This window comes from Streptomyces sp. NPDC039465, assembly GCF_055639315.1.
In genome coordinates, this window is sequence record NZ_JBVKAP010000001.1 from 1,068,924 (window position 1) to 1,093,886 (window position 24,963).

Genomic DNA, 24,963 nt, shown 5'->3' on the forward strand with positions numbered 1-24,963 from the left:
ATCTTGGACTTGGGAAGATGCCATTCATGACTCACATCCGAAGGGGCCGTGCCGCGTAGAACACCAGCTGCACTTCGGTCGCGGGAACGCGGCTGGGGAAGACCCTGGGTGCGGTATCGCGATGTCCCAGGTCTGTCGGGAGCGGCGAATGCCGCCGTCCGTGTGCTCGAACGGGAGCGGCTTTCTCCGGGCATCGTGGCAGTAGCGTTTAGCGTGTGGTCTGTGCGTGTCCACGGCACCAAACGCCGGTGGAGGCAATGGGAGGCTGAGTTCACCTGCCCGTGCTGCGGCGAGGGGTGGGCCCGGGACACGCTGCAAGACGCCCTGTTCATGCTTCCGCCAAGGGCCGCCGGCGAACTCCGAATGCAGGTGGAACGCTTGGACGCGGTGCTCCTTGGGCGAACGCATCACGAGCCGATGGCAGACCCGGAGTTGGCGTGGTGGCATCGAAGGTGCTGACCGCACCCGTGCCGCCCCTGATTCGTGGCGACCACAACGCCCCCGAGGGAGCGGGATCACGGGCGCGTCGCCCGCTTCACTCGAACACCACAGACAAGTCCTGGGCGGCTGCGGGACCCGCTGCGGCTCGGGGGCGACGAAATGCGCCACAGGACGTAATGTGTCCTCCCTAGCAATGACTATTACTTGGCCGTTGCTGAAGCGGCCACTGTTCAGGGAGGGCTTGATGCTTGCGGACTTAACCAGGACCTGGGTGGCCGGCTGGGCCGTGTCGCGGCGGACTCCCCTGCCGGTCGCCACGCCCTGGGGTTTCCACATCGAGGTGGCCGGCAACCCCGCCGAGGTCGGACGCCATGTCCTGCCGGAGGCGGAGCAGTCGCTGGTCCGACGTGCCGCCGCTTCGGTGACCGTGCCGCGGACGTGGATGAAGATGCCCGCGGAGCCGGAGGACATCGAGCCCTGGCTGACCCGGGGTTGGATCGTGGCCTGGGAGGAGACCGGGCATCTGATGGCCATCGACCTGGTGGCCTCGGAGCCGGTCGCGCCCGAGGGGTACACCGCGACCGTGGAGACCATGGGCGGGGTCACCTGCGTCCGGGTGCTGGATGCGGCGGGCGAGCAGGCGGCCAGGGGACAGATGGCGTCCCTCGGGGAGGCCGTGGTCGTGGACCAGGTGATCACCGAGGAGGCCCATCGGCGGCGCGGGCTTGGCGGCTTCGTGATGCGTACGCTCGCCGATCACGCCGTGGATCAGGGCGCGGTCCTGGGCGTCCTTGGCGCGACCGACGCCGGGCGCGCGCTGTACGAGACGCTGGGCTGGAAGAAGCACGCGACGATCGCGGAGTGCATCTACCGGCCCTGAGACCGCGCGCGTCGGTCCCGAAAGCCGGTGAGAGTATGTCCGCCCGAGACCGGCAGCGGGAAGGGTGCGGCACGTGGGACTGGCGCGGGGGACGTATGAGGTGCGGTACACGGCGGAGGGGCCCCTCGTCGTCGGGGATGCCGGGGTCGTCGGGCGGCTCTGGCGGGATGCGTACGGGCCCGAGGCCGAGTGGCACCCCGACGCGCGGTACTTCCAGCTCGTCGGGGACGGAAACGTTTCGCTGGCGCGGGTGAGCACCGAGCACGCCGCCGGTCCGCTCGTCGTCTACCGGGTCGAGGACGCGTACGGCGGCCCCCTCGGCCGGATCACCTTCCGCCGACGGCGGGGCCTGCGGATCGGGCGGTTGAGCTGGAAGGTGGAGCCGGTCGCCGGGCCCGTCCTGCGGGGCTTCCGGGGGCGGATGGCGTGGTGGGCGGTGTGGTGGCCTCTGGGGCTGCCGCTGCGGTGGGTGTGTCTGATCGGGTCGCTGCTGGCCGGGGACGACATGGCATTCCGGCATCCCCGCCGGGTGACCTGGCGGGACGGCTCGGCCCGGGCGCACCTCGTCTTCCGGGGCGTGGCGGACGACTACCGCCTGAAGACCGACGGCTGGGATCCACGCCTGGTCGCCGCGGTGTTGGGGCTCCACCAGTCGTTCGAGGCGTCCGAGGGGGCGGGCCCATACGGCTGGTACGCGGCGTAGCAGGCCGTCCCGTCGTGGCGAGTCGCCAGCGAGCTGATGCCGTCCTGCCGGGTTTTTCCGCCTCACAAAGGCGCGCTCAGGACCGAGCCCGGCTGAGGTCCGTCAAGCGGCAGCAGCCGCGCGCCCATGCCATGTCTCCGTTCCCGCGCAAGAAGGCCGATCATTCCATGGGCCGGCTGGTGACATAGATGGTACGGAGGACGATGGCGGCGGAGAGCACCAGGAGGTTGCAGCCCATCAGCCCGTACAGCCCGAGGTTCTCGCTCACGCGCGGCCCGCCGTCCATCCCCAGGAGTTGGAGGCCCGCGAACCCGAGGAAGATCCCGACGAGGGCGTGCACCACCCGCCCGACGAGCTCGCCGACGACCCGCCGGTCGCGGGGATCGGCGAAGAGCCGCACATTGACCCCGAGCCGCCCCTCCTCGAGAGCACCGCCGAGGCGGTCGAGGCGGCGCGGCAGCCGTCGCAGGACAGGCAGCAGCGCGATCAGCTCGTCGCGGGCCGTGTCACGGGCACTCTGGGGTCCCAGGCGGTCGGTGAGCCGGGCCGAGGCGTACGTACGGGACGCCTCCAGCATGTTGAAGCCGGGGGAGAGGCGGACCAGTGTGCCCTCCAGGGTGGCCAGGGCGCGGAACACGGCCGCGATCTCCGGTGGAACCGCCAGCCGGAAGTCGGCCACCAGCCGGAACAGATCGCTGAACATCTCCACGTCGGGCGCTGATCCGTGCCCCAGATGGCGGGCGCTGAACTGCCCGAGCACGCGCAGCAGCCGCTGTTCGTCGACCTCCTCGGGACGGTCGGTGATCTCCAGGAGGGCCTCGCGCAGGGCATGCGGATCGCCGCGGTCGACGGCGAGGAAGAGACCGCCCATCGCCTCTCGGAGCCCGGCGTCGATCCGGCCGACGGATCCGAAGTCGAGCAGGGCGGCCGTGCCGTCGGGCTGGAGCAGGATGTTGCCGGGGTGCGGATCGGCGTGGAAGACGCCGTCCAGCATGATCTGGTTGAGCAGCGCGGTGAGCAGGGTCTCGGCCAGCTTGGTGCCGTGCCGCTCGTCGTCGGGGACCGCCTTGCCGAGCGAGGTGCCCTCGACACGGCTCATGACGAGGACGCGCTCCGTGCTGAACCGCCCGTGCAGGACGGGGACGGCTACGCTGGAGTCGCCGCGAGCCGCGGCGGCCCGGCGCACCGCGGTCATGTTGCGAGCCTCGACGCGGAAGTCCAGCTCCTCGCGCAGCGCGACGGCGAAGCCCTGCGCCAGCTCGTTCAGCCCGAGTCCGCGCCCCCAGGCGGTGCGGTCGCTCAGGGCGGCGGCCAGGCGCCCGACGATGTCCAGATCGCGCTCCACGAGTTCTGGTATCCCGGGCCGCTGCACCTTGACGATGACCTCGGTGCCGTCATGCAGGACGGCCGCGTGCACCTGCGCGATGGAGGCTGCGGCCAGCGGGACCCGCTCGAACGTGGCGAACAGGTCCCGCAGCGGCGCTCCCAGGCTTTCCTGGAGCTGTGTCTCGACCTCGCTCCAGGGCGCGGGCGGCACTTGGTCCTGAAGCAGACTGAGCTCCTCGACATACACCTCGGGCAGCAGGTCCCGCCGGGTCGACATCAGCTGCCCCAGCTTTACGAAGGTGGTCCCGCCGGCCTGCAAGGCCTGCCGCAGCTCTCGCGCCAGCAACTCGTGCCGCACCCCGGCTGCGCGCCGCCGCCCTCGCAGATACGGCCTGAGTCCGTGCCGGGTGGCGATGCGCACCACCCCGGAGTACCGTCGCGCCCGCGCGATCCGCCTCCGCACCGACTGCGCCCACCCGAGCGGCCGTACGGCCCCCATGGGCACCACGATGTCCAGCGCGACGAGCACCACCATCGAGGCAAGCATCCCCACCCCGACCAGCAAGGACAGCAGCGGCGCAAGCTCCCCCGACTCCTCCAGCCGGGGTCCGAACAGCACCCCGGACACCGCGAGTCCGCACATCCCCGCAGTCCCGACCCGCACCACCCCCGCCTGCACCCCTAGCAGTCGCCGCCCCACCACCGCAGGCGCCACCACCACAAGCAAGAAGATGAGCGTCCCGACCAATGCACCGGTGATCCACATGGCGTCATTCAACAGCACGCGTGTGCGATTGGCTGCGCCTTGGCTCCTCGGTAAGGCGTAGAGCACGTTCGCGGAGTTGACGTTCTTGGTTGTGACCTACGCAGCCAGTCCTCCGAATGGCGACACCCGTCGGCTCGGCCTACGTTTGTGTCAGGGGTGTCGACGGTCAGTCGACGAGTCAGTCGACGGAGACGGAACTCGTAGTCCGTTCAACCCGGAGGCCGCAGATGGCCGGCAAGGAACTCGGCTCCCCGAAGGCCGGGCCCGTCATCGAGCCGACGAGCCCGGAGGAGCTTGCGAAGCAGCCTCGTCGGAGGCTGACCCCGGCTGAGCTCGAAGAGCGTGAGCGCAAGGGCAAGGCGCCGCACACCAAGGTCATGGGTCCCCCGAGGGAGCCGGAGCCGTACGAGGATGCATCGGCCGCCCCCGCCACCGAGGCGGATGTGCCGCCCACGCCCACGCCGGAGCCGGGCTGGTGAACGCGATCCAGGAAGGTGGCATCGATGTCCTCGGTGCAGCTGATCCAGAACGTCACCCTGGACGACGTGGCGACAGGAGCCGACACGACATCGGCGACCAATGAACCCACGGTCGCACGGTTCCTGGATCAGGTGCTCATGACCGGGAACACCTACGCGAGCTACTCCGACGACGGAGGCGCGAACTGGACGCACCTGGACCCGTTCACCGAGTTCCCTCATGCGGCGGGCGGGTTCTGCTGCGACCAGGTGGTGATCCACCACCGGGGCCGGAACCTATGGTTCCGCGTCTTGCAGTACGACACCGGGCCGGGCGGAGCGCCCAACATCATCCGTCTCGCCTGCTCGACCAACGGTACTCCGGCGCCGGGCTCGTGGACCGTCTACGACTTCGCTCCTCAGGAGTTCGATCCCACGTGGCAGACGGGCACCGAGTTCGACAGGCCGGACATCGCGACGACCTCCCGCCATCTCTTCATGACCGTGAACGTCTTCCGGGCGACCTGGGTGGCGACCCTCGTCCTGAAGATCCCGCTGGCCGACCTGGAGGCCCACGCGCCGTTGAACTACGAGTACTACACACTCGACGCCACCTTCGGGCAGCGAGGTTCGGTGTGTCTGACGCGCGGCGCGACCACGGACATGTACCTGATGGGCGCCGAAACCCGCAATCCCGTACGGATCTTCCGCTGGCCCGACGCGCCGGGATCCGCGATGACGCCGTTCGACATCTCGACCACTTTTCCCTGGACCGGCAGCCTGAAGCAGGGTGACTACGTGTCGATCTGCCCCAACGGAGCCACCAACTGGCTGCGCAAGCAGCACTCCCGGCCGGCCGGGTGGGTCACGGGCAACCGCGTCGGCTTCATGTGGAACGCGCTCCCCAACTCCACCCGGCCACAACCGTGGATCAAGACGTTGATCGCCGACACCACCACCATGACCGTCGTTTCCGAGCCTGATCTCTGGAGCGACATCGCCTGGGCCTATCCGGCCCCGTGCCCCAACGTCAACGGTGTCGTCGGCGTCTCCCTCTTCGTCGGGGGCGTCACGCTGAATCCCCGCCACGTGGTGGGGTTCCTGGACGGCAACCAGTGGGTCCTCGTGGCCACGGCCGACAGTACCGAAGCACCGCGCGGCTTCCCCTGGGGCGACTACGTCAGTTGCGCGACGCACGATCCCGACGGAACGCAGTGGGTGGCCAGCGGTTACTCACTCCAGGGAGGTTTTGACGGCAGGTTCGTCGAACCGCAGTACGTTCGGTTCGCGGTAGGGCCGTGACGGGAAGCTGGGAGCGGCGTTCGCCGCGCGGATCAGGGCCGTGCGCGCAGGACGGGCGAGAGGGAGTGGGAGACCGGCGAGCCGAGCACCGCCGCGCGCATCAAGAGCGGGCCGTCCGCAGGACGACGCGCCGGCCGCGCAGTTCGCCCTTCTCCAGGCGCCGGTGGACGTCGGCCGCCTCGCTCAGCGGGAGCGGTTCGACCACCTTGGGGCGGAGTTTCCCGGCCGCCAGGAGGCGGTTGATCGTCACCGACGCCTCCGCCAGTTCGGACGCCGAGGCGTGCGAGATGGCGAAGCCGACGATCGAGCAGTCCTTCATGTAGAGCTGTCCGGCGGGCAGGACGGGCTGGGAGCGGGCTCCGGCCAGGATCACGATCCGGCCGCGTCGGGCGAGCAACTCCACGCTCTGGGCGAGGTCGTTGGTACCGGAGCAGTCGAGGTGGGCGTCGACGCCGTCGGGGGCGGCCGCGCGGATGCGTTCAGTGAGGTCGGGGGCCTTGTAGTCGAAGACCTCCGCCGCGCCGAGCGAGCGTACGTAGGCGGCGTCCGCCGCGCTCGCGGTGGCGAGGACCCGGGCTCCGGCCTCCACGGCGAGGGTCACCATCGCGCCGCCGACGTTGCCGCCCGCCCCTGCCACCACGATCGTCTCGCCGGGCCGTATCCGGCCGTGGGTGAACAGGCCGAGGTACGCGGTGGCAGCCGGGTGGACGACGGCGACGGCGGTCTCCGGGTCGACGCCCGGGGGCAGCCGGTACAGCCGGTCGGCGGCGACGACCGCCTTCTCGGCGGCGGCGCCCTGCCGGCCGCCGTGCCCGAGGCTGTTGCTCCAGACCAGGTCACCGACGGCGAACCCGCCGGCCTGGGAACCGGGGCCGGTGTCGGCGACCCGGCCGACGAGATCCCGGCTGATCACGAAGGGGAAGGGGGTGGGCGTACGGAAAAGGCCGGAGCGTACGAAGGTGTCGACGGGATTGGCCGTCGCGGCCAGCACATCGACGAGCACGTCCGTGGGTCCTGGCCGGGGCTCGGCGACTTCTCCGTATTGAATGACGTCCGGTGATCCGAGCTCTTCGATGTAGGCAGCGCGCATGCGCCGGATTCTGGCAGGGCACCCCATATGTTTCCCGCCCGTAACGCATTGTGTGTCAACTCCGCATGGACGTGGGGCATTACCCGCCTACGCTGAGGCGCATGGAATTGACAATGCGGGATGTGACACCGGACGACCCGGCCATGACCACCGATGTCGCGCCGCTGATCAGGACTCTGCGACCGGATCTCGGCGCGGCCGAGTTCGCCGAATTCGCCGTGGAGTCGCATGGGCAGGGGCTGGTGTTCACCGCCGTATACGACCCGGCCGGAGCGTGTGTGGGGGTCGCCACGCACCGGGTCCTGGCGACCAGTCGGGGCCGGCTGCTCTTCGTCGACGACCTGGTCACCGCGGTGTCGGCGCGGTCCGCCGGGATCGGCGGCCGGCTCCTCTCCGAGCTGCGGGTACGGGCCCGGCGGGCCGGCTGCGTACGGATCGAGCTGGACACCGGCACCGCCAATCACGGTGCCCAGCGCTTCTACCACGCCCAGCGGATGCGGATCGGCGCGCTGCACTTCGCGCTGGACCTGACGAATCCGGGGGCGTGACGAGCCGGACTTGACGGACCCTGACGCCATTCGTTGACCCCCACGGCCCACTCTCAGCAGTATTCCCGCCAGGTGAATAACCGCCCTCCTATTCCGGCTCAGGAACGGCTCCCGCGACGCGACCACAAATTCCGCGGGAGCGGCCCACTTTGGCGTATCTACAGACGAGAGCTTGGGGACATGCTGCTGCAGCGCATAGCAAACCGTGGCATCCGGCTGGGCACACTGTTCGAGCGAGCGGCGTCCCGGCATCCGGCGAATGTGGTGATTCTCGATCACGATCTCGACATCGCGCCCCGGCTCGGCCGGCGGGCGACGGTCGCCGAGATCGCCGATCTCATCGACGACTTCGCGTCCCGGCTGTGGGCGGCGAAGGTCCGTCCCGGCGAGCGGGTCGTGGTCTACAAGTCCGACGGCTTCGACATCACGCTGCTGGCGTGCGCCGTGGCCCGGATCGGGGCCGTGCCGGTGCTGCTGTCGCCGAAGCTGGACGGCGAGACGGCCGCCGAGCTGGTGCGCCGTACGGACCGGCCGTTCCTGCTGACAGACGCGGCGAAGTTGACGGACGAGCTGCCCGCCACCGTCTTCGACCGCGCCGAGAAGGTGCTGCTCGCCTCGGGTACGTACGAGGGAGCGGTCGAGCTGGCGGGGCTCGAAGGGGTGGACCGGGTGCCCGCGGTGACCATGCCGCCGGAGCATCCGACGCTGATCACGCACACGTCCGGTACGACGGGGACACCGAAGCTGGCCGTGCACACCGGCCGGACGCTTCAGGCGCGGTACCGTCCGCAGGCGTCCGTGATCAAGCCGCTGATCCCGCGCCGTGAGGCCATCGCGATGCATGTGTCGTTCGTGCACTCGCGGCTGTTCACCGCGCTCGCGATCTCGCTCCACCGCGGGTTCCCGATCATCGTGCTCGCGGACTCCGACCCGAAGCAGGCCGCGGACCTCTTCACCCAGCTGCGGCCGGGGATCCTGGAAGCGCACCCCAACTCCTTCATGGAGTGGGAGGAGCTGGCCGACGACCCGCGGCAGCCGCTGGCCAACGTCAAGCTGTTCTCGTCGACGTTCGACGCGATCCACCCGCGGACCGTGCACCGGCTGCTGCGTGCCTCGCGCCGCACGGCGCCGCTGTTCGGGCAGTTGTACGGGCAGAGTGAGGTCGGCCCGGCGGTGGTGCGGGCGTTCACCCGCCGCCGGCAGCTGGACGACGACGGGCGCTGTGTGGGCCGTCCGTTCCCGGGGATGACCGATGTGCGCGTCGTCAGCCGGGACGGCAAGGACCCGTCGCCGGAGAACCCCGGCTACATCGAGGTGCGCAGCGACGGCCGGATCGTCACCTACCTCGGCGAGCAGGCCCGCTACGACCAGCAGGTCTCCGAGGGCGGCTGGTGGCGGATGGGCGATGTCGGCTACCGCACGAAGTGGGGCTGTGTGCATCTGCTCGACCGTGAGGTCGACCTGATCGAGGGCTTCGGCTCCACGCTCGCCGCCGAGGACACCCTGTTCGGGAAGCTGGACGAGCTGGCCGAGGTCATCATCATCCCGGGCGAGGACGGCTCGGCGGTGCCGGTCGTGTGCACCAAGGACGACCGGCCGCTGGACAAGGCCGCCTGGAAGGCCGCGGCGGCGTCGCTGCCGCCGATGGCGGAGCCGGTGCAGTGGAAGCTCGGCGACCTGCCGCAGACCGCGACGACGAAGATCAAGCGCCTTGAGCTGGCCCGGCTGCTCGCGGCGGGCACGCACTCCCCGGGCGGCCAGGGCACGTAGCCCTTCCCGTACGGCGGCGGGCGTCCCCTTGCGTCCGCCGCCCACCGCTGCCCTCACCACCCGCGCGCCGTCACCGCGCAGCACCGCACGACCTACGAACGAACTCAGATCGGAGACCCCCATGAAGAGCGGTCACGCGGAAGTCTGCATCGTCGGTGCCGGACCCCGTGGACTGTCCGTCCTGGAACGGCTCTGCGCCAACGAGCGGCACGCCCCGACCCACACCTCGCTGACGGTGCACGTGGTCGACCCGGCCGCGCCGGGCGCGGGTGCCGTGTGGCGGACCGAGCAGTCCCGGCATCTGCTGATGAACACCGTGGCCTCGCAGGTCACGGTGTACACGGACGACAGCGCGCGGATCGAGGGGCCGATCGAGCCCGGTCCGAGCCTGTACGAGTGGGCGCGTGAGCTGGCCGTCCTCGCGGACGCGGGGGCCTCCACGGACGCCTACGACGCGGCGACGCTGGCCGAGGCGCGACGGCTCGGCCCGGACGCGTACCCGACGCGGGCGTTCTACGGCCGCTATCTGCACGACAGCTTCCAGCGGGTGGTGGCGAGGGCGCCGCGCCACATCACCGTACGGGTGCACCGCACGCGGGCGGTCGCGATGGCCGACACGCACGGCGTGCCCGGCGGCCCGCAGGGGGTGCGCCTTGAGGACGGCACCCGGCTGAACCGGCTGGACGGGGTGGTCCTCGCGCAGGGGCACGTGCCGGCGAAGCTGACGGCGCGCGAGGCGCGGACGGCGAGCCTCGCCCGGATCCACAACCTCACGTATGTCACGCCAGGCAATCCGGCCGATCTCGACCTCGGCGGGATCGAGCCGGGGCAGCATGTGCTGCTGCGCGGGCTCGGCCTGAACTTCTTCGACCACATGGCGCTGTTCACGGTCGGCCGGGGCGGTTCCTTCGAGCAGCGTGACGGGAAGCTGGCGTACCGGCCGTCGGGCCGTGAGCCGAGGCTGTTCGCGTCGTCGCGGCGCGGGGTGCCGTACCACGCGCGCGGCGAGAACCAGAAGGGCGCGTACGGGCGTTACCTGCCGCAGCTGCTCACGCCGGAGTTCATCGCGGACCTGCGGCGCCGGTCGGTCGACGGGGACCGGGTCAACTTCAGCCAGGACCTGTGGCCATTGATCTCCCGCGAGGTGGAGAGCGTCTACTACGGCACGCTGCTTGAGTCCCTGGGGCGTGGCGCGGAGCGCGAGGAGTTCACCGGTCGCTATCTGGCGATGGACGACGAGGCCGGGCGGGCCGCGCTGATCGGCGCGTACGGGATCGCCGAAGCGGAGCGCTGGGACTGGGAGAAGCTGTCCCGGCCGTATGGAGAGCGGGAATTCGCGAGCCGGGGCGAGTTCCGGACGTGGCTGCTGGCGCATCTGGCGCGGGATGTCGCGGAGGCGCGGGCAGGGAACGTGGACGGGCCGCTGAAGGCTGCCCTGGACGTGCTGCGCGATCTGCGTAACGAGGTGCGGCTCGCGGTGGACCACGGCGGCCTGGAGGGCAATTCGCACCGGGACGACCTGGAGGGCTGGTACACGCCGCTCAACGGCTTCCTGTCGATCGGCCCGCCGGCGTCCCGGATCGAGGAGATGATCGCGCTGATCGAGGCGGGCGTGCTGGAGGTCATGGGACCCGGGACGCAGATCCGCCTCGACGCGGCGGCCCCGTCGTTCGTGGCAGCGTCGAACACGGTGCCGGGGCCGCCGGTGCGGGCGTCGGTGCTCATCGAGGCGCGGCTGCCGGAGCCGGACCTGCGGCGCACGAACGACCCGCTGATGCTGCACCTGCTCAACACCGACCAGGCGGCGCCGTACCGCATCCCCGGCTCCTGCGGCACGAGCCACGAGACCGGGGGCCTGGCGGTCACCGAGCGTCCGTACCGCGTGATCGACGGCCGGGGCCGCGCGCACCCGCGCCGCTTCGCCTACGGGGTGCCGACGGAGTCGGTCCACTGGGTGACGGCGGCCGGCATCCGCCCGGGCGTCGACTCGGTCACCCTCGGCGACTCCGACGCGATCGCCCGCGCCCTGTGCGCGCTGCCTCCGGCGGCCCACGTCCCGGCGGGCGTCCGGCCGGTGACGGACGACGTGGAGCTGACGGGCGTGATCGTATGACGACGACGGACGAGACTCGGGTGTACGGCTCGGCGCCGCCGGGCGGTACCGGCGGGAACACCGTCGGCCTGGACGCCGGGCTGCTCTCGCCCGTACGGGCCGGGACGCCCGTCGAGGAGGCCGTCGGCGACCAGGCGTGGCTCCAGGGGATGCTGGACGCCGAGGCCGCGCTCGTACGGGCGCAGGCCCGGCTCGGGGCCGTCCCGGCGGCGGCGGCGCGGGCGATCACAGCCGCGGCGCGGGTCGAGCGGTTCGACGTACGGGAGTTGGCGCTGGCGGCGCGGGAGACCGCGAACCCCGTGGTGGGTCTTGTGCAGGCGCTGACCCGCGTGGTGGCCGGGGACGATCCGGCGGCGGCCGAGTACGTCCACCGGGGCTCGACGAGCCAGGACATCTTCGACACCGGGGCGATGCTGGTCGCGGACCGGGCGCTGCGGATCGTCCGCGGTGACCTGGCCCGTACGGCCGCCGCGCTCGCGGTGCTCGCCGCGCACCACCGGAACACCCCGCTCGCGGGGCGGACACTGGCGCTGCACGCGGTGCCGACGACGTTCGGGCTGAAGGCGGCGGGCTGGCGGCAGCTGGTCCTCGACGCCGACGAGCGGCTCGGCCGGGTCGTGGCCGGGCTGCCGGTGTCGCTGGGCGGCGCGGCGGGCACGCTGGCCGGATATCTGGAGTACGCGCGGATCGACGGCCCGAGGGAGACGGCCGAGGATCCGGGCGGCTACCAGGACCGGCTGGCGGAGGCGTTCGCCGCGGAGACGGGTCTTGGCCGGCCGGCGCTGCCCTGGCACGCGCTGCGCACCCCGATCGCCGATCTGGCGTCCGCGCTGGCCTTCACGGCCGGCGCCCTCGGCAAGATCGCCGTCGATGTGCAGTCGATGACGCGGACGGAGGTCGGGGAGGTCGCCGAGCCGTCGCGGGCGGGCCGGGGCAGTTCGTCGGCGATGCCGCACAAGCGCAATCCGGTCCTCGCCACCCTGATCCGGTCCGCCGCGCTCCAGGTGCCGGCTCTGTCCGGCGGGCTTGTGCAGTGTCTCGTCTCGGAGGACGAGCGGTCGGGCGGGGTGTGGCACGCCGAGTGGCAGTTGCTGCGGGAGTGCCTGCGGCTGACCGGCGGAGCCGCGCACACCGCCGTGGAGCTGGCCGAGGGGCTTGAGGTCCGGGCGGAGCGGATGCGGGAGAACCTCGCGCTCACGGGCAGCCGGATCGTCTCGGAGCGGGTCGCGGCGGTCCTCGCGCCCCGGCTCGGCAAGGCCGCCGCGAAGGAGCTGCTGACGTGGGCGTCGGCGAGCGCCGACAAGAGCGGCCGGCCGCTGCACGCCGTGCTCGCCGAGGCGCCCGAGCTGTACGGGCTGCTGGACGCCGCCGAGCTGGCCCGGCTGTGCGATCCGGAGCAGTACACGGGCGCGGCGGGCCCGTTGGTGGACCGGGCCCTGCGGGGGACGGCGGAATGAGCCGTTGGATCGAGGACTGGGACCCGGAGGACACCCGCTTCTGGGAGGCGCGCGGCCGGAGGATCGCGCGCCGCAATCTCGGCTTGAGCATCCTCTCCGAGCACATCGGGTTCTCCGTGTGGAGCATGTGGTCGGTGCTGGTGCTGTTCATGTCGCCCGAGATCGGGCTGCCGTTCACCGCGGGTGAGAAGTTCCTGCTCGTGGTGGTGCCGACGCTGGTCGGCGCGGTGCTGCGGCTGCCGTACTCGTCGGCGGTGGCCCGTTTCGGGGGCCGGAACTGGACGGTGTTCGCGACCTCCGTGCTGCTGGTCCCGGCCGCCGGGGCCGCCTACTTCGTGCAGCGGCCCGGCACACCGCTGTGGGTGTTCCTGCTGATCGGCGCCCTCGCGGGGGTCGGCGGGGGCAACTTCGCCTCGTCGATGACGAACATCACCGCGTTCTTCCCGCAGCGCCATCAGGGCTGGGCGCTCGGTCTCAACGCCGGCGGCGGCAATCTCGGCGTGGCCGTCGTGCAGCTGCTGGGCCTGCTGGTGATCGCGACGGCCGGTGACACGCATCCGTCGTACGTGGCGGGGATCTACCTGCCGCTGATCGTGGCGGCGACGCTGCTGGCGGCCCTGCGGATGGACAACATCACGGTCGTGCGGGAAGGCGGGAGCGGGGCGCAGCGTGAGGCGCTGGGCAGCCGCCACACCTGGTGGATCTCGCTGCTGTACGTCGGCACGTTCGGGTCGTTCATCGGCTACGGCTTCGCCTTCGGTCTTGTGCTGCAGACGCAGTTCGGCTCGACTCCGCTGGAGGCGGCGTCGTACACCTTCCTGGGTCCGCTGCTCGGCTCGCTGGCGCGCCCGGTGGGCGGACGGGCGGCCGACCGGTGGGGCGGGGCACGGGTGACGTGCTGGACGTTCGTGGCGATGGCGGCCGGGACGGGCGTGCTGCTGGTCGCGTCGGCACAGGACTCGCTCGGGCTGTTCGTGGCCGGGTTCACGGTGCTGTTCGTGCTGACCGGGGTCGGCAACGGCTCCACGTACAAGATGATCCCGGCGGTCTTCGCCGAGCAGGCCGGACGGGCGGTGACCGGTGGCCGGGACGCGGCGGCGGCGTTCGCGCGCTCCCGCCGGCTGTCCGGGGCGGTGATCGGGATCGCCGGGGCGGTCGGCGCGCTGGGCGGGGTCGCGGTGAATCTGGTCTTCCGGGCGGCGTACGGCTCCGACGGCGGCAGCGGCACCCCCGCCTTCGTCTGCTTCCTCGCCTTCTACGCCGTGTGCGTGGCGGTGACCTGGGCGGTGTATCTGCGTCCCGGCCGCCCGTCCGCGTCCGGCGGACCGGTGCCCGTACGGCCGGGAGTCACCCGTGTCTGAGCTGTCGACGCGTACGGCGCCGCGCACGGTCCACACGCACTGCCCTTACTGCGCGCTGCAGTGCGGCACCCGGCTGACGCGGGCGCGGGACGGGGTGTCGGTGGAGCCGTCGGCGTTCGCCGTGAACCAGGGCGGGCTGTGCCAGAAGGGCTGGACGGCGCCGGAGGTCCTGGACGTACGGGACCGGCTGCGGCGCCCGCTGGTGCGGGGCGCGGACGGCGAACTGGCCCCGTCCGACTGGGACACGGCGCTGGACGTGGTGGCGGGGCGGCTGCGGGAGCTGCGCCAGGAGCACGGCCCGGACGCGGTCGGTGTCTTCGGCGGTGGCGGGCTGACCAACGAGAAGGCGTATCTGCTGGGGAAGTTCGCGCGGGTGGCGCTGGGCACCAGCCGGATCGACTACAACGGCCGGTTCTGCATGTCGTCGGCGGCGGCCGCGGGCAACGCGGCCTTCGGGATCGACCGGGGGCTGCCGTTCCCGGTGACGGATCTGGGCCGGGCGGACGTGGTGCTGCTGGCGGGGGCGAACCCGGCCGAGACGATGCCGCCGCTGATGCGCCATCTCGACCGGGCGGAGCTGATCGTCATCGATCCGCGCCGCACCCCGACCGCCGGACGGGCCGCGCTGCATCTGCGGCCCGCGCCCGGCACGGACCTGGCGCTCGCCCTCGGCCTGCTGCATCTCACGGTCGTGGAGGGCCATCTCGACCACGCCTATCTGCGGGACCGCACGTCCGGTTTCGATCCGGCGTGGCAGCGGGCGGTGGCGTGGACGCCGGAGCGGACCGAGCGGGTGACCGGCGTGCCGGTGGCCGACCAGCGGGCGGCGGTGCGGCTCCTGGCCGGGGCGCGCCGGGCGTACGTCCTCACCGGGCGGGGCGCCGAGCAGCACAGCAAGGGCGCCGACACGGTCTCCGCGTTCATCAATCTGGCGCTGGCGCTCGGGCTGCCGGGCCGGCACGGCAGCGGGTACGGCTGCCTGACCGGGCAGGGCAACGGCCAGGGCGGGCGGGAACTGGGCCAGAAGGCCGACCAGTTGCCCGGCTACCGCTCGATCACCGACCGGCGGGCGCGGGCGGAGGTCGCCGCGGTGTGGGGCGTTCCGGCGCGGAGCCTGCCGGGTCCCGGACCGAGCGCGTACGAACTCCTCGACTCGCTCGGCACGGCGGACGGGCCGCGCGCCCTGCTGGTGTTCGGCTCCAATCCGGTGGTGTCGGCGCCGCGCGCCGCCCATGTCGCCGAGCGGCTCGCCGCGCTGGACCTGCTGGTGGTGGCCGACTTCGTGCCGTCGGAGACGGCACGGATGGCGGACGTGGTGCTGCCGGTGGCGCAGTGGGCCGAGGAGGAAGGGACGTTGACGAATCTGGAGGGGCGGGTGCTGCGGCGCCGGGCGCTGATGGATCCGCCCGCGGGGGTCCGCAGCGACCTGGAGGTGCTGCGGGGCCTCGCGGTCCGTCTTGGCCAGCCGGCCGACCGCTTCCCCGACCGGCCGCGCGAGGTCTTCGAGGAGCTGCGCCGGGCGACCCGGGGCAGCCGCGCGGACTACTCGGGCATCAGCTACGCCCGCCTGGACGGGGGCGAGGCGCTGCACTGGCCGTGCCCGGACCGCGGCGGCATCGGCACCCCGCATCCCGGCACGCCCCGGCTCTTCCTGGACCGGTTCGCGCATCCGGACGGGCGGGCCCGCTTCCTGCCCGTCGACCACCGCGACGCCGCCGAACTGCCCTGCGCGGAGTATCCGTTGACGGCGACCACGGGCCGGGTCCTGGCCCACTACCAGTCCGGGGCGCAGACCCGGCGGGTGCGGAGTCTGACGGAGGCGGAGCCGGAGGCGTACGTGGAGATCCATCCGGACACCGCCCGCCGCGCCGGTCTCGCCGACGGCGCGCTGGCCGAGGTCACCTCGCGGCGCGGGTCGGTGGTGGCGCGGGTGCGGCTGGTGCAGGGGCTGCGGACGGACACGGTCTTCCTGCCGTTCCACTTCGCCGGGCGTGGCCGGGCGAACCTGCTCACGGGCGGGGCGCTCGATCCGCGCAGCGGGATGCCGGAGTTCAAGGTGAGCGCGGTACGGATCGGGCCGGCATGAGGACGCTCGTGGTGGGCAACGGCCTCGCGGCGCACCGGTTCGTAGCCCGGCTGGCCGAGCTCGGGCTGCCCGGCCCGGTGACGGTCCTGGGCGCAGAGCCGCACCGTGCGTACCAGCGCACGCTGCTCGGCTCGGTCCTCGACGGGACGCTGCCGCCGCAGGCGCTGACGCTGCCCGGGCCGCCGGACGGCGTGCGGGTACGGACCGGGGTGACCGTCCATGGCGTGGACCGGGCGCGGCGGCTGGTGTACGCGACGACGCCGACGGGCCGGACGGTGAAGCGGTACGACACGCTGGTCCTGGCGACCGGCGCCCGCACGCCGGTCCCGGCGGGGCCCTCAGGGCCCGCGGGGCCGGGCGGCGGTGACGTGCGCGCGGTGCGGACCCTCGCCGACTGCGCGCGGCCGCTCGCCGAGCGGGTCGTGGTGGTCGGCGGCGGTGTGCTGGGCGTGGAGACCGCGTCGGCCCTGCGGCGCCGGGGCCGGTCGGTGACGCTGGTCCACGCGGGCCCGTACCCCCTGTCGGGCCGGGTGGACGAGGTGGCCGGCGCGCTGGTGGCGGACTGGCTGGAGCGGCTCGGGGTGGAGCTGCGGCTGGGCACCCGCTGGGCGGGCGAGGCGGGCGCGGACGAAACGGTCCTGCTGTGTACCGGGGCGGTGCCGGACACGGCTCTCGCCCGGGCGGCGGGACTGACGGTCCGTACGGGCGTCGTGGTCGACTCCCGGCTGCGGACGGACGATCCCCGGATCCACGCGATCGGCGCCTGCGCGGAGCCCGAGGGCGGCGCGTCGGGACTCCTTGACGACGCGCGGGCCCAGGCGGAGACCCTGGCGGCCGTGCTGACCGGCGGGACCGGGAGCTTTGTGCCCCCGCCGCCGCTCGTACGGCCGCGGACGCCGGGGCTCGAACTGACGTGGCTGGGCGGGCCGGAGGAGCACGCCGACGAGGTCGTCACGCTCTCGGATCCCGCCCGTGGCCGCTACGCCCGGCTGTCGCTGCGCGGGGAACGGGTCCGGGCGGGGGTGCTCGTCGGACTGCCACAGGCCCTCGCAGCCGTGGCGCAGGCCTACGACCAGGGCCGGCCGCTGCCCACGGACCGGCTCGCTCTGCTCCTCGGGGAGGAGAGTCGGGCGGCGGAGACGGACCCTGCGGCGTGGGAGGACGACGAGCTCGTCTGCCACTGCAACAACGTGACGAAGCAGCAGGTCGCCGACGCTTTCGGGGGCGGCGCGGACGGGGTGGCCCAGATCGCCACGACCACCCGCGCCACCACGGGCTGCGGCGGCTGCGCGGACACCGTACGAGCGCTGTGCGCCGCGCTCCGGGAGAGACCGTCGGACACACGCGCCCCGGAGGTGGTGGCATGACCCGCACCCTGGTCGTCGTCGGGCACGGTATGACCGGTCACCGGCTGGTCGACGAGGTCCGGGCGCTGGACCGGACGGACGGCTGGCGGGTCGTCGTCCTCGGCGAGGAAGCACGCCCCGCCTACGACCGGGTGGCGCTGTCGTCGCTCGTGAACGGCCGGACCGTGGACGATCTGACGTTCCCCCGCTCCTGGGGTGAGCAGGTCGAGCTGCGGCTGGACACGGCCGTCACCGGCATCGACCGCGCGGGCCGGGCGGTGCGCTGCGCCGACGGCAGCCGGTACGCGTACGACGCGCTCGTCCTCGCGACCGGCTCCCGGCCGTTCGTCCCGCCCGTCCTGGGCCACGACCTGCCCGGCTGCTTCACCTACCGCACCCCTGATGACATCGAAGCGATCCGGGCCGCCGCCCGCCCCGGCCGGCCCGGGGTGGTGATCGGCGGCGGGCTCCTCGGCCTGGAGGCCGCGGACGCGCTGCGGCGGCTCGGCATGCGGCCGTACGTCGTCGAGGCGGCGCCCCGGCTGATGCCGCTCCAGGTCGACGCGGCGGGCGGCGCGCTGCTGGCCCGGCTGGTCGGCGGCCTGGGGGTGGCGGTGCGCTGCGGCGCGCTGACGCGGTCCGTCGACGCGGGCCCGGACGGGCGGGTGCGGGGGGTGACCTTCGAGGACGGTTCGGGGGTGGCGGCGGACGTCGTGGTCTTCTCGGCCGGGATCCGGCCGCGGGACGAACTCGCCGCCGACGCGGGGCTGGTGACCGGTGAGCGCGGCGGCTTCCTGGTGGACGGGCGGATGCGCACGGCGGATCCGGCGATCTGGGCGATCGGCGAATGCGCGGCCGTGTCGGGCCGCTGCCACGGCCTGGTGGCGCCCGGCTACCGGATGGCCGCGTCGGTGGCCCGCCAGCTGCTGGGCCTGGACCACTCCCCCTTCGACGCGGCGGAGCAGACGACCCGGCTGAAGCTGCTCGGGGTGGGGGTGACGGGGTTCGGTGACATCCACGCCCGTACGGAAGGGGCGATCGAGTTCACCGAGGCGGGTGCGGAGGCCTACCGGAAGCTGGTCCTCGGGCCGGACGGCCGCACGGTCGTGGGCCGGGTCGAGGTCGGCCCGACCGAAGCGTACGCATGAGCGACGGGCCGGTCGGGCCGGTGTCGGCGGCGGAGCTGAGAGTGCGGTGGGTGCCGGCGGTGGGGCGGCTGCCGGGGATCCCGGCGGAGTACCGGCGCCCCGAGCTGAGCGTCCGGTCCGCCGCACGGCTCCTCGGCATCGACGAGCAGGCGGTGAAGCACCTGACCGACGCGGGTCTGCCGGCCGAGGAGCAGCCGTACGGGGTGATGTTCGACCGGTACGACCTGCTGAACCTGGGGCTGCTCGCCGGGACCGGACGGTCGGCGGCGGAGGCCGCGGAACGGCGGTGGACGGCGCAGCCCGGCGGCCCGGTGGCGGGGTGGACGACGGCGCGCCGCTTACGGCTCGCGCTGGCGTCGCACTGCTCGGCAGGGTGTACGCGGGCGCCGGGTCCGCCGCTGTGCGCGACGGCGCTCGCGGAGGAGACGGCGACGGTGCACACCTGGCGGACGTTACGGCCGGGCGGCCGGGTGCTGGCGGAGGTGACCCTGCGGGGGCGGACGTGCCGGGCTCGATCGCGGGCGGCACGTGAGGTGTTCGGCGAGGTGTACGACGGCCTGCTGACCGGCCGCTACCGCTACGCCCGGCTCCCGCCGGCGCTGGCGGCCAGACCTGAACGGGCCCTGAAGGACGGGGCGTTGGACCCGGTGACCGCGGCCCTGGTGATGGCGGTCCACGCCCGCGCGGCGGGCCTGGAGGCCCGCACCCGCGCCGGCTTCCTCCTCGCCCCACCCGGCCCCCGCCAGGCCGCGGCGCTCCCCCACGCCTGGACGGAGATCCGCGAGTCCGGCCGCTGGCTCCCCCTGGATCCCCTCCAGGCCTACCGCGCGGGCCGCCACCCGGACTTCGTCGACTTCTGCCGCGGCTCCCGCCCGAACTGGCTCCTCCCCCTCACCCACGAGGCCGACTGCCCGGCGACGGCCCACCGCTGCTCGGACGGCGGGGCGCCGGAGACGTCGTGCCGTCAGCTGCCGGGGGGTGGGCGATGTCCGTAGGAGAGCCGTCACATGTCGTCGGGGAGGATCCGGAACGCCTTGTGCGCGGTGAGGGGACGGATGGACCGGAAGTCCCGCCGGTCGAAGGTCAGCACGGCATCCGTCCGGAACTCGGAGGCGAGAACGACGTTGACGGCATCGGCCAGGTCCAGATCGAGTGCGCTGTAACGCCGCATGACGCCACGGCTGGCCGCCATGACGTCGCCGGTGATCTCCGGCAGCTTGACCCGGCCGCGCCGTGTTTCCTCGATGATGCCGTCGAGGAACTCCTGCCGCACCGCGGCGCCGGCGATCCTGCGCAGCAGATGATCAGCCTCCTCGAGGACGAGGGGCGAGAGGACGATCAGCCCGGCGGATTCTCCTCGTAGGCGCGCGCCTTGTCATCCCGGATCCGCTCCGGGTCCGAGCGAGCCTCTTCGCCGGAGCCCGGGCCGCCGCTGTTGAACGTGGGGAGGGCAAGCGCCGGGTCCCAGACGCGCTTGGACAGGGCCGCCAGGTGGATCGCCTCACGGATGATCTCGACCTCGGTGATGCCTTCCCGCTTCGCCGCCTCCTTGATGATCGCCAAGTCTTCGGCATCGGCGTAGACGGTGCGGCGCTTCAGTCCCATGGATCTATGGTGCCCTCACCGCAGGTGGAGCGCGTCCAGGTACGACTGGACGTTGCGGCGGGTCTCGGGGACCGAGTCGCCGCCGAACTTCTCCAGGACCGCGTCCGCCAGGACCAGGGCCACCATCGCCTCCGCGACGATTCCGGCCGCCGGGACCGCGCACACATCGGAGCGCTGGTGGTGCGCCGCGGCCGCCTCGCCCGTGGCCACGTCGATCGTGGCCAGCGCCCGGGGCACCGTCGCGATCGGCTTCATCGCGGCGCGGACCCGCAGCAACTCGCCCGTCGTCAGGCCGCCCTCCGTGCCGCCGGAGCGGCCCGAGGTGCGCCTGATGCCGTCCTCCGTCCGCACGATCTCGTCGTGCGCCTTCGAACCCGGCACGCGCGCGAGGTCGAAACCGTCCCCGACCTCCACACCCTTGATGGCCTGGATACCCATCAGCGCCGCGGCCAGACGGGCGTCGAGTCGCCGGTCCCAGTGCACATGCGAGCCAAGGCCCACCGGCACCCCGTAGGCCAGGACCTCCACCACACCGCCGAGGGTGTCGCCGTCCTTGTGGGCCTGGTCGATCTCCGCAACCATCGCCTTCGACGCGTCCGCGTCCAGACAACGCACCGGATCCGCGTCCAACTTCTCCACATCCGCCGGCGTCGGGTAGACCCCGTACGGCGCCTTCGCCGCCGCCAGCTCCACCACATGCGACACGATCTCGATGCCCGCCGCCTCCTTCAGGAAGGAACGGACGACAGCGCCCAGCGCGACCCGGGCGGCCGTCTCACGGGCGCTGGCGCGCTCCAGGATGGGCCGGGCTTCGTCGAAGCCGTACTTCTGCATCCCCGCCAGATCGGCGTGGCCAGGACGCGGCCGGGTCAGCGGCGCGTTACGCGCCGAGGCGGCCAGCTCCGAAGGATCCACCGGGTCGGCCGACATCACCTTCTCCCACTTCGGCCACTCCGTGTTGCCCACCATCACGGCCACCGGAGAGCCCAGCGACACCCCGTGGCGGACACCGCCCAGGAACGTCACCTCGTCCTGCTCGAACTTCATCCGCGCCCCGCGCCCATAGCCGAGGCGCCGACGGGCCAGGTGGTCCGCCACCATCTCCGTCGTGACCGGGACGCCCGCCGGGAGGCCCTCCAGCGTCGCCACCAGGGCCGGTCCGTGGGACTCCCCCGCCGTCAGCCAGCGCAACCTGCTCAACGGTGCTCCTCCTGTGGTTCGTACGCCGGGAAGAGCCGGCGCAGCTCGGTGTGGAATCCGGGGAACGTCTTGCCGACGCACGCGGGGTCGTCCAGGGTGATCGTGCCCGGCGCGGCGGCGAGGCCGAGGACCGTGAAGGCCATGGCGATCCGGTGGTCGCGGTGGCAGGCGATCCTGGTCGAGGCGGGGGCGCCGGGGTGCACGGTGACCCGGTCGCGGCCTTCCTCGACGCGGATCCCGGCCGCCGTGAGGTTCTTGGTGACGGCGGCGATCCGGTCCGACTCCTTGAGCCGGGCGTGGCCGATGCCGCGGATGGTGACGGGCGCGTCGGCGAGCGGGGCGATCGCGGCCAGGGTCATGAAGGTGTCGGAGATCTCGCCCATGTCGAGGTCGAATCCGCCGCGCAGCCGCCCGGTGCCGGTGACGGTCGTGGCGTCCGCGCCGATCTCGACCTCCGCGCCGGCCGTCCGCAGGGCCTCGACGAACCGCAGGTCGCCCTGGAGGCTGTCGCGGCCGAGGCCGGGGACGGTGATCGTGGTGCCGGTGACCGCGGCGGCGGCGAAGACGTACGAGGCGGTGGAGGCGTCGGGCTCGATGTCGAGGTCCGTGGCCCGGTAGGGGCGGGTGCCGACCCTGAGCGTGCCGTCGCTCTCGCTCACCTCGGCGCCGAACCGCCGCATCAGGGCGATGGTCATGTCGATGTACGGGCGCGAGACGAGGTCCCGGGCGTCGACTTCCAGCGGGGTGCGCATCAGGGGCGCGGCCATCAGCAGCCCGGTCAGGTACTGGCTGCTGAGCGAGGAGTCGAGTGCGATCCGGCCGCCGTCGAGGCCCCGCGTCTCCACGGTGAGCGGCAGCGACGCGCCGGATTCCGTACGGACGTCGGCGCCGAGCCGGGCGAGGGCGTCGGCGAGCGGCCGCAGGGGGCGGGCGCGCAGCTGCGCCGAGCCGTCGAAGGTGAACCGGCCGGTGCCGGTCGCGGCGAACGGCGGCAGGAAGCGGGCGGCGGTCCCGGCGTCGTTGCACCACACGTCGGCGTCGCCGGTGGGGCCTTGGCCGCCGCCGGTGATCTCCCAGAGCGTGTCGTCGTCCGTGGCCCGGACGGGGACGCCGAGGTCGGTGAGGGCGGTGCGGAAGGCGAGGGTGTCGTCGCTGACGAGGGGCGCCCGCAGCCGGGAGGTGCCCTGGGCGGCCGCGGCGAGCAGCAGGGCGCGGTTGGTGATGCTCTTCGAGCCGGGGATACGGGCGGTGCGCCCGGGGCTCGTGGTCGTCCGGGTCATGGGCGGCGCTCCTGGTCGAGGGGGCTGTCGTCCGCGTCGGCGAGCGCCCGCAGCGCCAGCCGGTAGGAGCCGATGCCGAGTCCGGCGACGGTGCCGCTGGCGACGGGTGAGACCACGGAGTGGTGCCGGAACTCCTCGCGGGCGTGCGGGTTGGAGAGGTGCACTTCGATCAGCGGGGCGGTGCGCTGGGCGGCCGCGTCCCGGACGGCGTACGAGTAGTGCGTGAAGGCGCCGGGGTTGAGGACGACGGGGATCTCGCCGTCGGCCGCCTCGTGGAGCCATTCGACGAGCACGCCTTCGTGGTTGGTCTCGCGGACCTCCACGTCGAGGCCGAGGGCGGCGCCCAGCTCCTCGCAGACCTTGACGAGTCCGGCGTAGCTGGTGGAGCCGTAGACGGCGGGTTCGCGGGAGCCGAGCCGGCCGATGTTGGGGCCGTTGAGGACGAGCACCCGGTGGGTGGGCGGCGGGCTCATGCGGACACCTCACGGTAGGCGGCGGCCAGGACGTCGGGGTCGGGGCCTTCCAGGACGGTGGGCTTGGCGAGGCCGTCGAGGACGATGAACCGCAGCAGGTCGCCCCGGGACTTCTTGTCGACCTTCATGGTCTGAAGGAGCCTGGGCCACTGGTCGCCGCGGTAGCTGAGGGGCAGGCCGACCGAGCCGAGGACGCTGCGGTGGCGTCGTACGGTCCGCTCGTCCAGGTGGCCGGTGAGCAGGCCGAGCTGGGCGGCGAAGACCATGCCGACCGAGACGGCGGCGCCGTGCCGCCAGGTGTAGCGCTCGTTCTTCTCGATGGCGTGGGCCAGGGTGTGGCCGTAGTTGAGGATCTCGCGCAGGCCGGACTCCTTCAGGTCGGAGGAGACGACGTCGGCCTTGACGCGGATGGAGCGTTCGACGAGCTGGGCGGTGTGGGGGCCGTGCGGGCTGCGGGCCGCCCGGGGGTCGGTTTCGATCAGGTCGAGGATGACCGGGTCGGCGATGAAACCGGCCTTGATGATCTCGGCGAGTCCGCCGGCGTAGTCGTGGACCGGCAGCGTGTCGAGCGCCGCCAGGTCGCACAGCACCCCGGCCGGCGGGTGGAAGGCCCCGACGAGGTTCTTCCCGGCGGCGGTGTTGATGCCGGTCTTGCCGCCGACGGCCGCGTCGACCATGCCGAGGACGGTGGTCGGTACGGCGATCCAGCGCACCCCGCGCAGCCAGCTCGCGGCGACGAACCCGGCGAGGTCGGTGGTGGCGCCGCCGCCGACACCGACGACGACGTCGGTGCGGGTGAACCCGGCCCGGCCGAGTGCCTCCCAGCAGTCGGCGGCGACCTGGGCGGTCTTGGCGCCCTCCGCGTCCGGGACCGGCAGGACCGTGGTGGCGTAGCCGTGGGCGTCGAGGTCCTTGCGCAGGGCCTCGGCGGGCGTGGCGAGCGTCACGGGGTGGATCAGGGCCACGCGCCGCGCCCGGTCGCCGACGAGGCCGGGCAGCTCGCCCAGCAGGCCGCGGCCGACGAGTACGTCGTACGGGTCGGTCCCCGCGCTGCCCGCCACATGGATACGGGTCACGCTCTGGTCCGTCATTCATCCCTCAACTTCAGTTCCTGGAGGACCGCTTGGGCGACCTCTTCGGGGGTGCGGCCGTCGGTGGCGACGACGGCGCGGGCGACCTCGTCGTACAGCGGTCGGCGGGCGTCCGCGAGGGCCCGCCAGCGGGCGCGGGGGTCGCCGGTGAGCAGGGGCCGGCCGGCGCCGGGACCGACCCTGCGCAGCGCCTCGTCGACGCCGAGCGAGAGGTGGACGACCGGCTGCCCGGAGAGGATCCGCCGGGTGCGCGGGTCGACCACGGCGCCGCCGCCGAGGGCGAGGACGCCGGGGTGACCGGCGACGGCCGTGCGTACGGCGAGGTGTTCGCGTTCGCGGAAGTACGCCTCGCCGTCGGCCGCGAAGATCTCGGGGATCGGGCGGCCTTCGGCGGTGACGACGTCGTCGTCGGTGTCCCGGTAGGGCGCGCCGAGCCGATCGGCGAGGAGCGCGCCCACCGTGGACTTGCCGGAGCCCATCGGCCCGACGAGGACGACGAGGGGGCCGGTCATCGGGGGC

22 protein-coding genes are annotated in these 24,963 nt (G+C 73.0%); 13 read left to right on the forward strand and 9 right to left on the reverse strand.

Going from position 1 to position 24,963, the window contains the following annotated elements:
• The first annotated feature begins 685 nt into the window (after nucleotides 1–685).
• Together ACZ7LT_RS04775 and ACZ7LT_RS04780 are read left to right on the forward strand one after the other, a co-directional pair.
• Complete coding sequence (locus tag ACZ7LT_RS04775) at nucleotides 686–1,321, forward strand: GNAT family N-acetyltransferase (protein ID WP_471234283.1); 636 nt, start codon at nucleotides 686–688, stop codon at nucleotides 1,319–1,321.
• A gap of 73 nt (nucleotides 1,322–1,394) precedes the next feature.
• Nucleotides 1,395–2,024: a hypothetical protein gene (locus tag ACZ7LT_RS04780; protein ID WP_471234285.1), complete on the forward strand. Its 630-nt coding sequence runs from the start codon at nucleotides 1,395–1,397 to the stop codon at nucleotides 2,022–2,024.
• A 160-nt stretch (nucleotides 2,025–2,184) separates the two neighbouring features.
• Here ACZ7LT_RS04780 and ACZ7LT_RS04785 read toward each other — a convergent pair whose 3' ends face one another.
• The gene (locus ACZ7LT_RS04785; protein WP_471234289.1) at nucleotides 2,185–4,116 is read right to left on the reverse strand and encodes an ABC1 kinase family protein; all 1,932 of its coding nucleotides are present in this window, start codon (nucleotides 4,114–4,116) and stop codon (nucleotides 2,185–2,187) included.
• A 227-nt stretch (nucleotides 4,117–4,343) separates the two neighbouring features.
• On the opposite strand from ACZ7LT_RS04785, the gene ACZ7LT_RS04790 reads away from it, so the two are divergent.
• Nucleotides 4,344–4,595, forward strand: coding sequence for a hypothetical protein (locus tag ACZ7LT_RS04790; RefSeq protein ID WP_471234291.1), 252 nt, complete (start codon nucleotides 4,344–4,346; stop codon nucleotides 4,593–4,595).
• Between the two features lie 24 nt (nucleotides 4,596–4,619).
• The gene (locus tag ACZ7LT_RS04795) at nucleotides 4,620–5,876 is read left to right on the forward strand and encodes a hypothetical protein (RefSeq protein ID WP_471234293.1); all 1,257 of its coding nucleotides are present in this window, start codon (nucleotides 4,620–4,622) and stop codon (nucleotides 5,874–5,876) included.
• Between the two features lie 100 nt (nucleotides 5,877–5,976).
• Here the strand turns inward: ACZ7LT_RS04795 and ACZ7LT_RS04800 are convergent, their stop codons facing one another.
• Nucleotides 5,977–6,966 (reverse strand): NADPH:quinone reductase, encoded by a 990-nt coding sequence (locus ACZ7LT_RS04800; protein ID WP_471234297.1) that lies wholly within the window; start codon nucleotides 6,964–6,966, stop codon nucleotides 5,977–5,979.
• Nucleotides 6,967–7,067: 101 nt separating this feature from the next.
• Here ACZ7LT_RS04800 and ACZ7LT_RS04805 point away from each other — a divergent pair, with 101 nt between their 5' ends.
• The 9 genes from ACZ7LT_RS04805 to ACZ7LT_RS04845 all read left to right on the forward strand — a co-directional run bounded on the left by ACZ7LT_RS04805 (nucleotide 7,068) and on the right by ACZ7LT_RS04845 (nucleotide 19,790).
• Nucleotides 7,068–7,514, forward strand: a complete 447-nt coding sequence (locus tag ACZ7LT_RS04805) for a GNAT family N-acetyltransferase (RefSeq protein WP_471234301.1) — start codon at nucleotides 7,068–7,070, stop codon at nucleotides 7,512–7,514.
• 180 nt (nucleotides 7,515–7,694) lie between these two features.
• A complete protein-coding gene (locus ACZ7LT_RS04810; protein ID WP_471234306.1) occupies nucleotides 7,695–9,284 on the forward strand; it encodes a class I adenylate-forming enzyme family protein in 1,590 nt (529 codons plus the stop codon).
• A gap of 121 nt (nucleotides 9,285–9,405) precedes the next feature.
• Entirely contained in the window at nucleotides 9,406–11,397 is a 1,992-nt protein-coding gene (locus ACZ7LT_RS04815; protein WP_471234308.1) for an FAD/NAD(P)-binding protein, read from the forward strand.
• A complete protein-coding gene (locus ACZ7LT_RS04820) occupies nucleotides 11,394–12,854 on the forward strand; it encodes a nitrosuccinate lyase (protein WP_471234310.1) in 1,461 nt (486 codons plus the stop codon). Before ACZ7LT_RS04815 ends, ACZ7LT_RS04820 begins: the two co-directional genes overlap by 4 nt.
• Nucleotides 12,851–14,215, forward strand: coding sequence for a nitrate/nitrite transporter (locus tag ACZ7LT_RS04825; RefSeq protein ID WP_471234312.1), 1,365 nt, complete (start codon nucleotides 12,851–12,853; stop codon nucleotides 14,213–14,215). Before ACZ7LT_RS04820 ends, ACZ7LT_RS04825 begins: the two co-directional genes overlap by 4 nt.
• Entirely contained in the window at nucleotides 14,208–16,301 is a 2,094-nt protein-coding gene (locus ACZ7LT_RS04830; RefSeq protein WP_471234315.1) for a molybdopterin oxidoreductase family protein, read from the forward strand. Before ACZ7LT_RS04825 ends, ACZ7LT_RS04830 begins: the two co-directional genes overlap by 8 nt.
• On the forward strand, nucleotides 16,298–17,668 hold the full coding sequence (locus ACZ7LT_RS04835; RefSeq protein WP_471234318.1) for an FAD-dependent oxidoreductase: 1,371 nt from the start codon (nucleotides 16,298–16,300) through the stop codon (nucleotides 17,666–17,668). Before ACZ7LT_RS04830 ends, ACZ7LT_RS04835 begins: the two co-directional genes overlap by 4 nt.
• The gene (locus tag ACZ7LT_RS04840) at nucleotides 17,665–18,795 is read left to right on the forward strand and encodes an NAD(P)/FAD-dependent oxidoreductase (RefSeq protein WP_471234322.1); all 1,131 of its coding nucleotides are present in this window, start codon (nucleotides 17,665–17,667) and stop codon (nucleotides 18,793–18,795) included. Before ACZ7LT_RS04835 ends, ACZ7LT_RS04840 begins: the two co-directional genes overlap by 4 nt.
• Entirely contained in the window at nucleotides 18,792–19,790 is a 999-nt protein-coding gene (locus tag ACZ7LT_RS04845) for a transglutaminase-like domain-containing protein (protein WP_471234325.1), read from the forward strand. Before ACZ7LT_RS04840 ends, ACZ7LT_RS04845 begins: the two co-directional genes overlap by 4 nt.
• Before the next feature lie 8 nt (nucleotides 19,791–19,798).
• Here the strand turns inward: ACZ7LT_RS04845 and ACZ7LT_RS04850 are convergent, their stop codons facing one another.
• From ACZ7LT_RS04850 to ACZ7LT_RS04880, 7 genes are all read right to left on the reverse strand, one after another.
• Nucleotides 19,799–20,068: a PIN domain-containing protein gene (locus ACZ7LT_RS04850; protein WP_471234328.1), complete on the reverse strand. Its 270-nt coding sequence runs from the start codon at nucleotides 20,066–20,068 to the stop codon at nucleotides 19,799–19,801.
• Between the two features lie 65 nt (nucleotides 20,069–20,133).
• Nucleotides 20,134–20,400 carry a ribbon-helix-helix domain-containing protein gene (locus ACZ7LT_RS04855; protein WP_471234331.1) on the reverse strand — a complete coding sequence of 89 codons (267 nt, stop codon included), beginning with the start codon at nucleotides 20,398–20,400 and terminating at the stop codon, nucleotides 20,134–20,136.
• 15 nt (nucleotides 20,401–20,415) lie between these two features.
• Nucleotides 20,416–21,600, reverse strand: a complete 1,185-nt coding sequence (aroC, locus tag ACZ7LT_RS04860; RefSeq protein ID WP_471234334.1) for a chorismate synthase — start codon at nucleotides 21,598–21,600, stop codon at nucleotides 20,416–20,418.
• A complete protein-coding gene (gene aroA, locus ACZ7LT_RS04865; protein ID WP_471234336.1) occupies nucleotides 21,597–22,880 on the reverse strand; it encodes a 3-phosphoshikimate 1-carboxyvinyltransferase in 1,284 nt (427 codons plus the stop codon). The genes aroC and aroA overlap by 4 nt, the downstream gene beginning before the upstream one ends.
• Nucleotides 22,877–23,353, reverse strand: coding sequence for a type II 3-dehydroquinate dehydratase (aroQ, locus tag ACZ7LT_RS04870; RefSeq protein ID WP_471234340.1), 477 nt, complete (start codon nucleotides 23,351–23,353; stop codon nucleotides 22,877–22,879). The genes aroA and aroQ overlap by 4 nt, the downstream gene beginning before the upstream one ends.
• Nucleotides 23,350–24,444, reverse strand: a complete 1,095-nt coding sequence (aroB, locus tag ACZ7LT_RS04875; protein ID WP_471234341.1) for a 3-dehydroquinate synthase — start codon at nucleotides 24,442–24,444, stop codon at nucleotides 23,350–23,352. The genes aroQ and aroB overlap by 4 nt, the downstream gene beginning before the upstream one ends.
• On the reverse strand, nucleotides 24,441–24,956 hold the full coding sequence (locus tag ACZ7LT_RS04880) for a shikimate kinase (RefSeq protein ID WP_471234346.1): 516 nt from the start codon (nucleotides 24,954–24,956) through the stop codon (nucleotides 24,441–24,443). The genes aroB and ACZ7LT_RS04880 overlap by 4 nt, the downstream gene beginning before the upstream one ends.
• Nucleotides 24,957–24,963 lie beyond the last annotated feature (7 nt).

Excerpts from the sequence above, each read along its gene's own strand:
- ACZ7LT_RS04775 (WP_471234283.1), top strand. The coding sequence starts at position 686 with ATGCTTGCGGACTTAACCAGGACCTGGGTGGCCGGCTGGGCCGTGTCG.
- ACZ7LT_RS04785 (WP_471234289.1), bottom strand. The coding sequence starts at position 4,116 with ATGTGGATCACCGGTGCATTGGTCGGGACGCTCATCTTCTTGCTTGTG.
- ACZ7LT_RS04790 (WP_471234291.1), top strand. The coding sequence starts at position 4,344 with ATGGCCGGCAAGGAACTCGGCTCCCCGAAGGCCGGGCCCGTCATCGAG.
- ACZ7LT_RS04795 (WP_471234293.1), top strand. The coding sequence starts at position 4,620 with ATGTCCTCGGTGCAGCTGATCCAGAACGTCACCCTGGACGACGTGGCG.
- ACZ7LT_RS04800 (WP_471234297.1), bottom strand. The coding sequence starts at position 6,966 with ATGCGCGCTGCCTACATCGAAGAGCTCGGATCACCGGACGTCATTCAA.
- ACZ7LT_RS04805 (WP_471234301.1), top strand. The coding sequence starts at position 7,068 with ATGGAATTGACAATGCGGGATGTGACACCGGACGACCCGGCCATGACC.
- ACZ7LT_RS04810 (WP_471234306.1), top strand. The coding sequence starts at position 7,695 with ATGCTGCTGCAGCGCATAGCAAACCGTGGCATCCGGCTGGGCACACTG.
- ACZ7LT_RS04815 (WP_471234308.1), top strand. The coding sequence starts at position 9,406 with ATGAAGAGCGGTCACGCGGAAGTCTGCATCGTCGGTGCCGGACCCCGT.
- ACZ7LT_RS04820 (WP_471234310.1), top strand. The coding sequence starts at position 11,394 with ATGACGACGACGGACGAGACTCGGGTGTACGGCTCGGCGCCGCCGGGC.
- ACZ7LT_RS04825 (WP_471234312.1), top strand. The coding sequence starts at position 12,851 with ATGAGCCGTTGGATCGAGGACTGGGACCCGGAGGACACCCGCTTCTGG.
- ACZ7LT_RS04835 (WP_471234318.1), top strand. The coding sequence starts at position 16,298 with ATGAGGACGCTCGTGGTGGGCAACGGCCTCGCGGCGCACCGGTTCGTA.
- ACZ7LT_RS04840 (WP_471234322.1), top strand. The coding sequence starts at position 17,665 with ATGACCCGCACCCTGGTCGTCGTCGGGCACGGTATGACCGGTCACCGG.
- ACZ7LT_RS04845 (WP_471234325.1), top strand. The coding sequence starts at position 18,792 with ATGAGCGACGGGCCGGTCGGGCCGGTGTCGGCGGCGGAGCTGAGAGTG.
- ACZ7LT_RS04855 (WP_471234331.1), bottom strand. The coding sequence starts at position 20,400 with ATGGGACTGAAGCGCCGCACCGTCTACGCCGATGCCGAAGACTTGGCG.
- aroA (WP_471234336.1), bottom strand. The coding sequence starts at position 22,880 with ATGACCCGGACGACCACGAGCCCCGGGCGCACCGCCCGTATCCCCGGC.
- aroQ (WP_471234340.1), bottom strand. The coding sequence starts at position 23,353 with ATGAGCCCGCCGCCCACCCACCGGGTGCTCGTCCTCAACGGCCCCAAC.
- aroB (WP_471234341.1), bottom strand. The coding sequence starts at position 24,444 with ATGACGGACCAGAGCGTGACCCGTATCCATGTGGCGGGCAGCGCGGGG.
- ACZ7LT_RS04880 (WP_471234346.1), bottom strand. The coding sequence starts at position 24,956 with ATGACCGGCCCCCTCGTCGTCCTCGTCGGGCCGATGGGCTCCGGCAAG.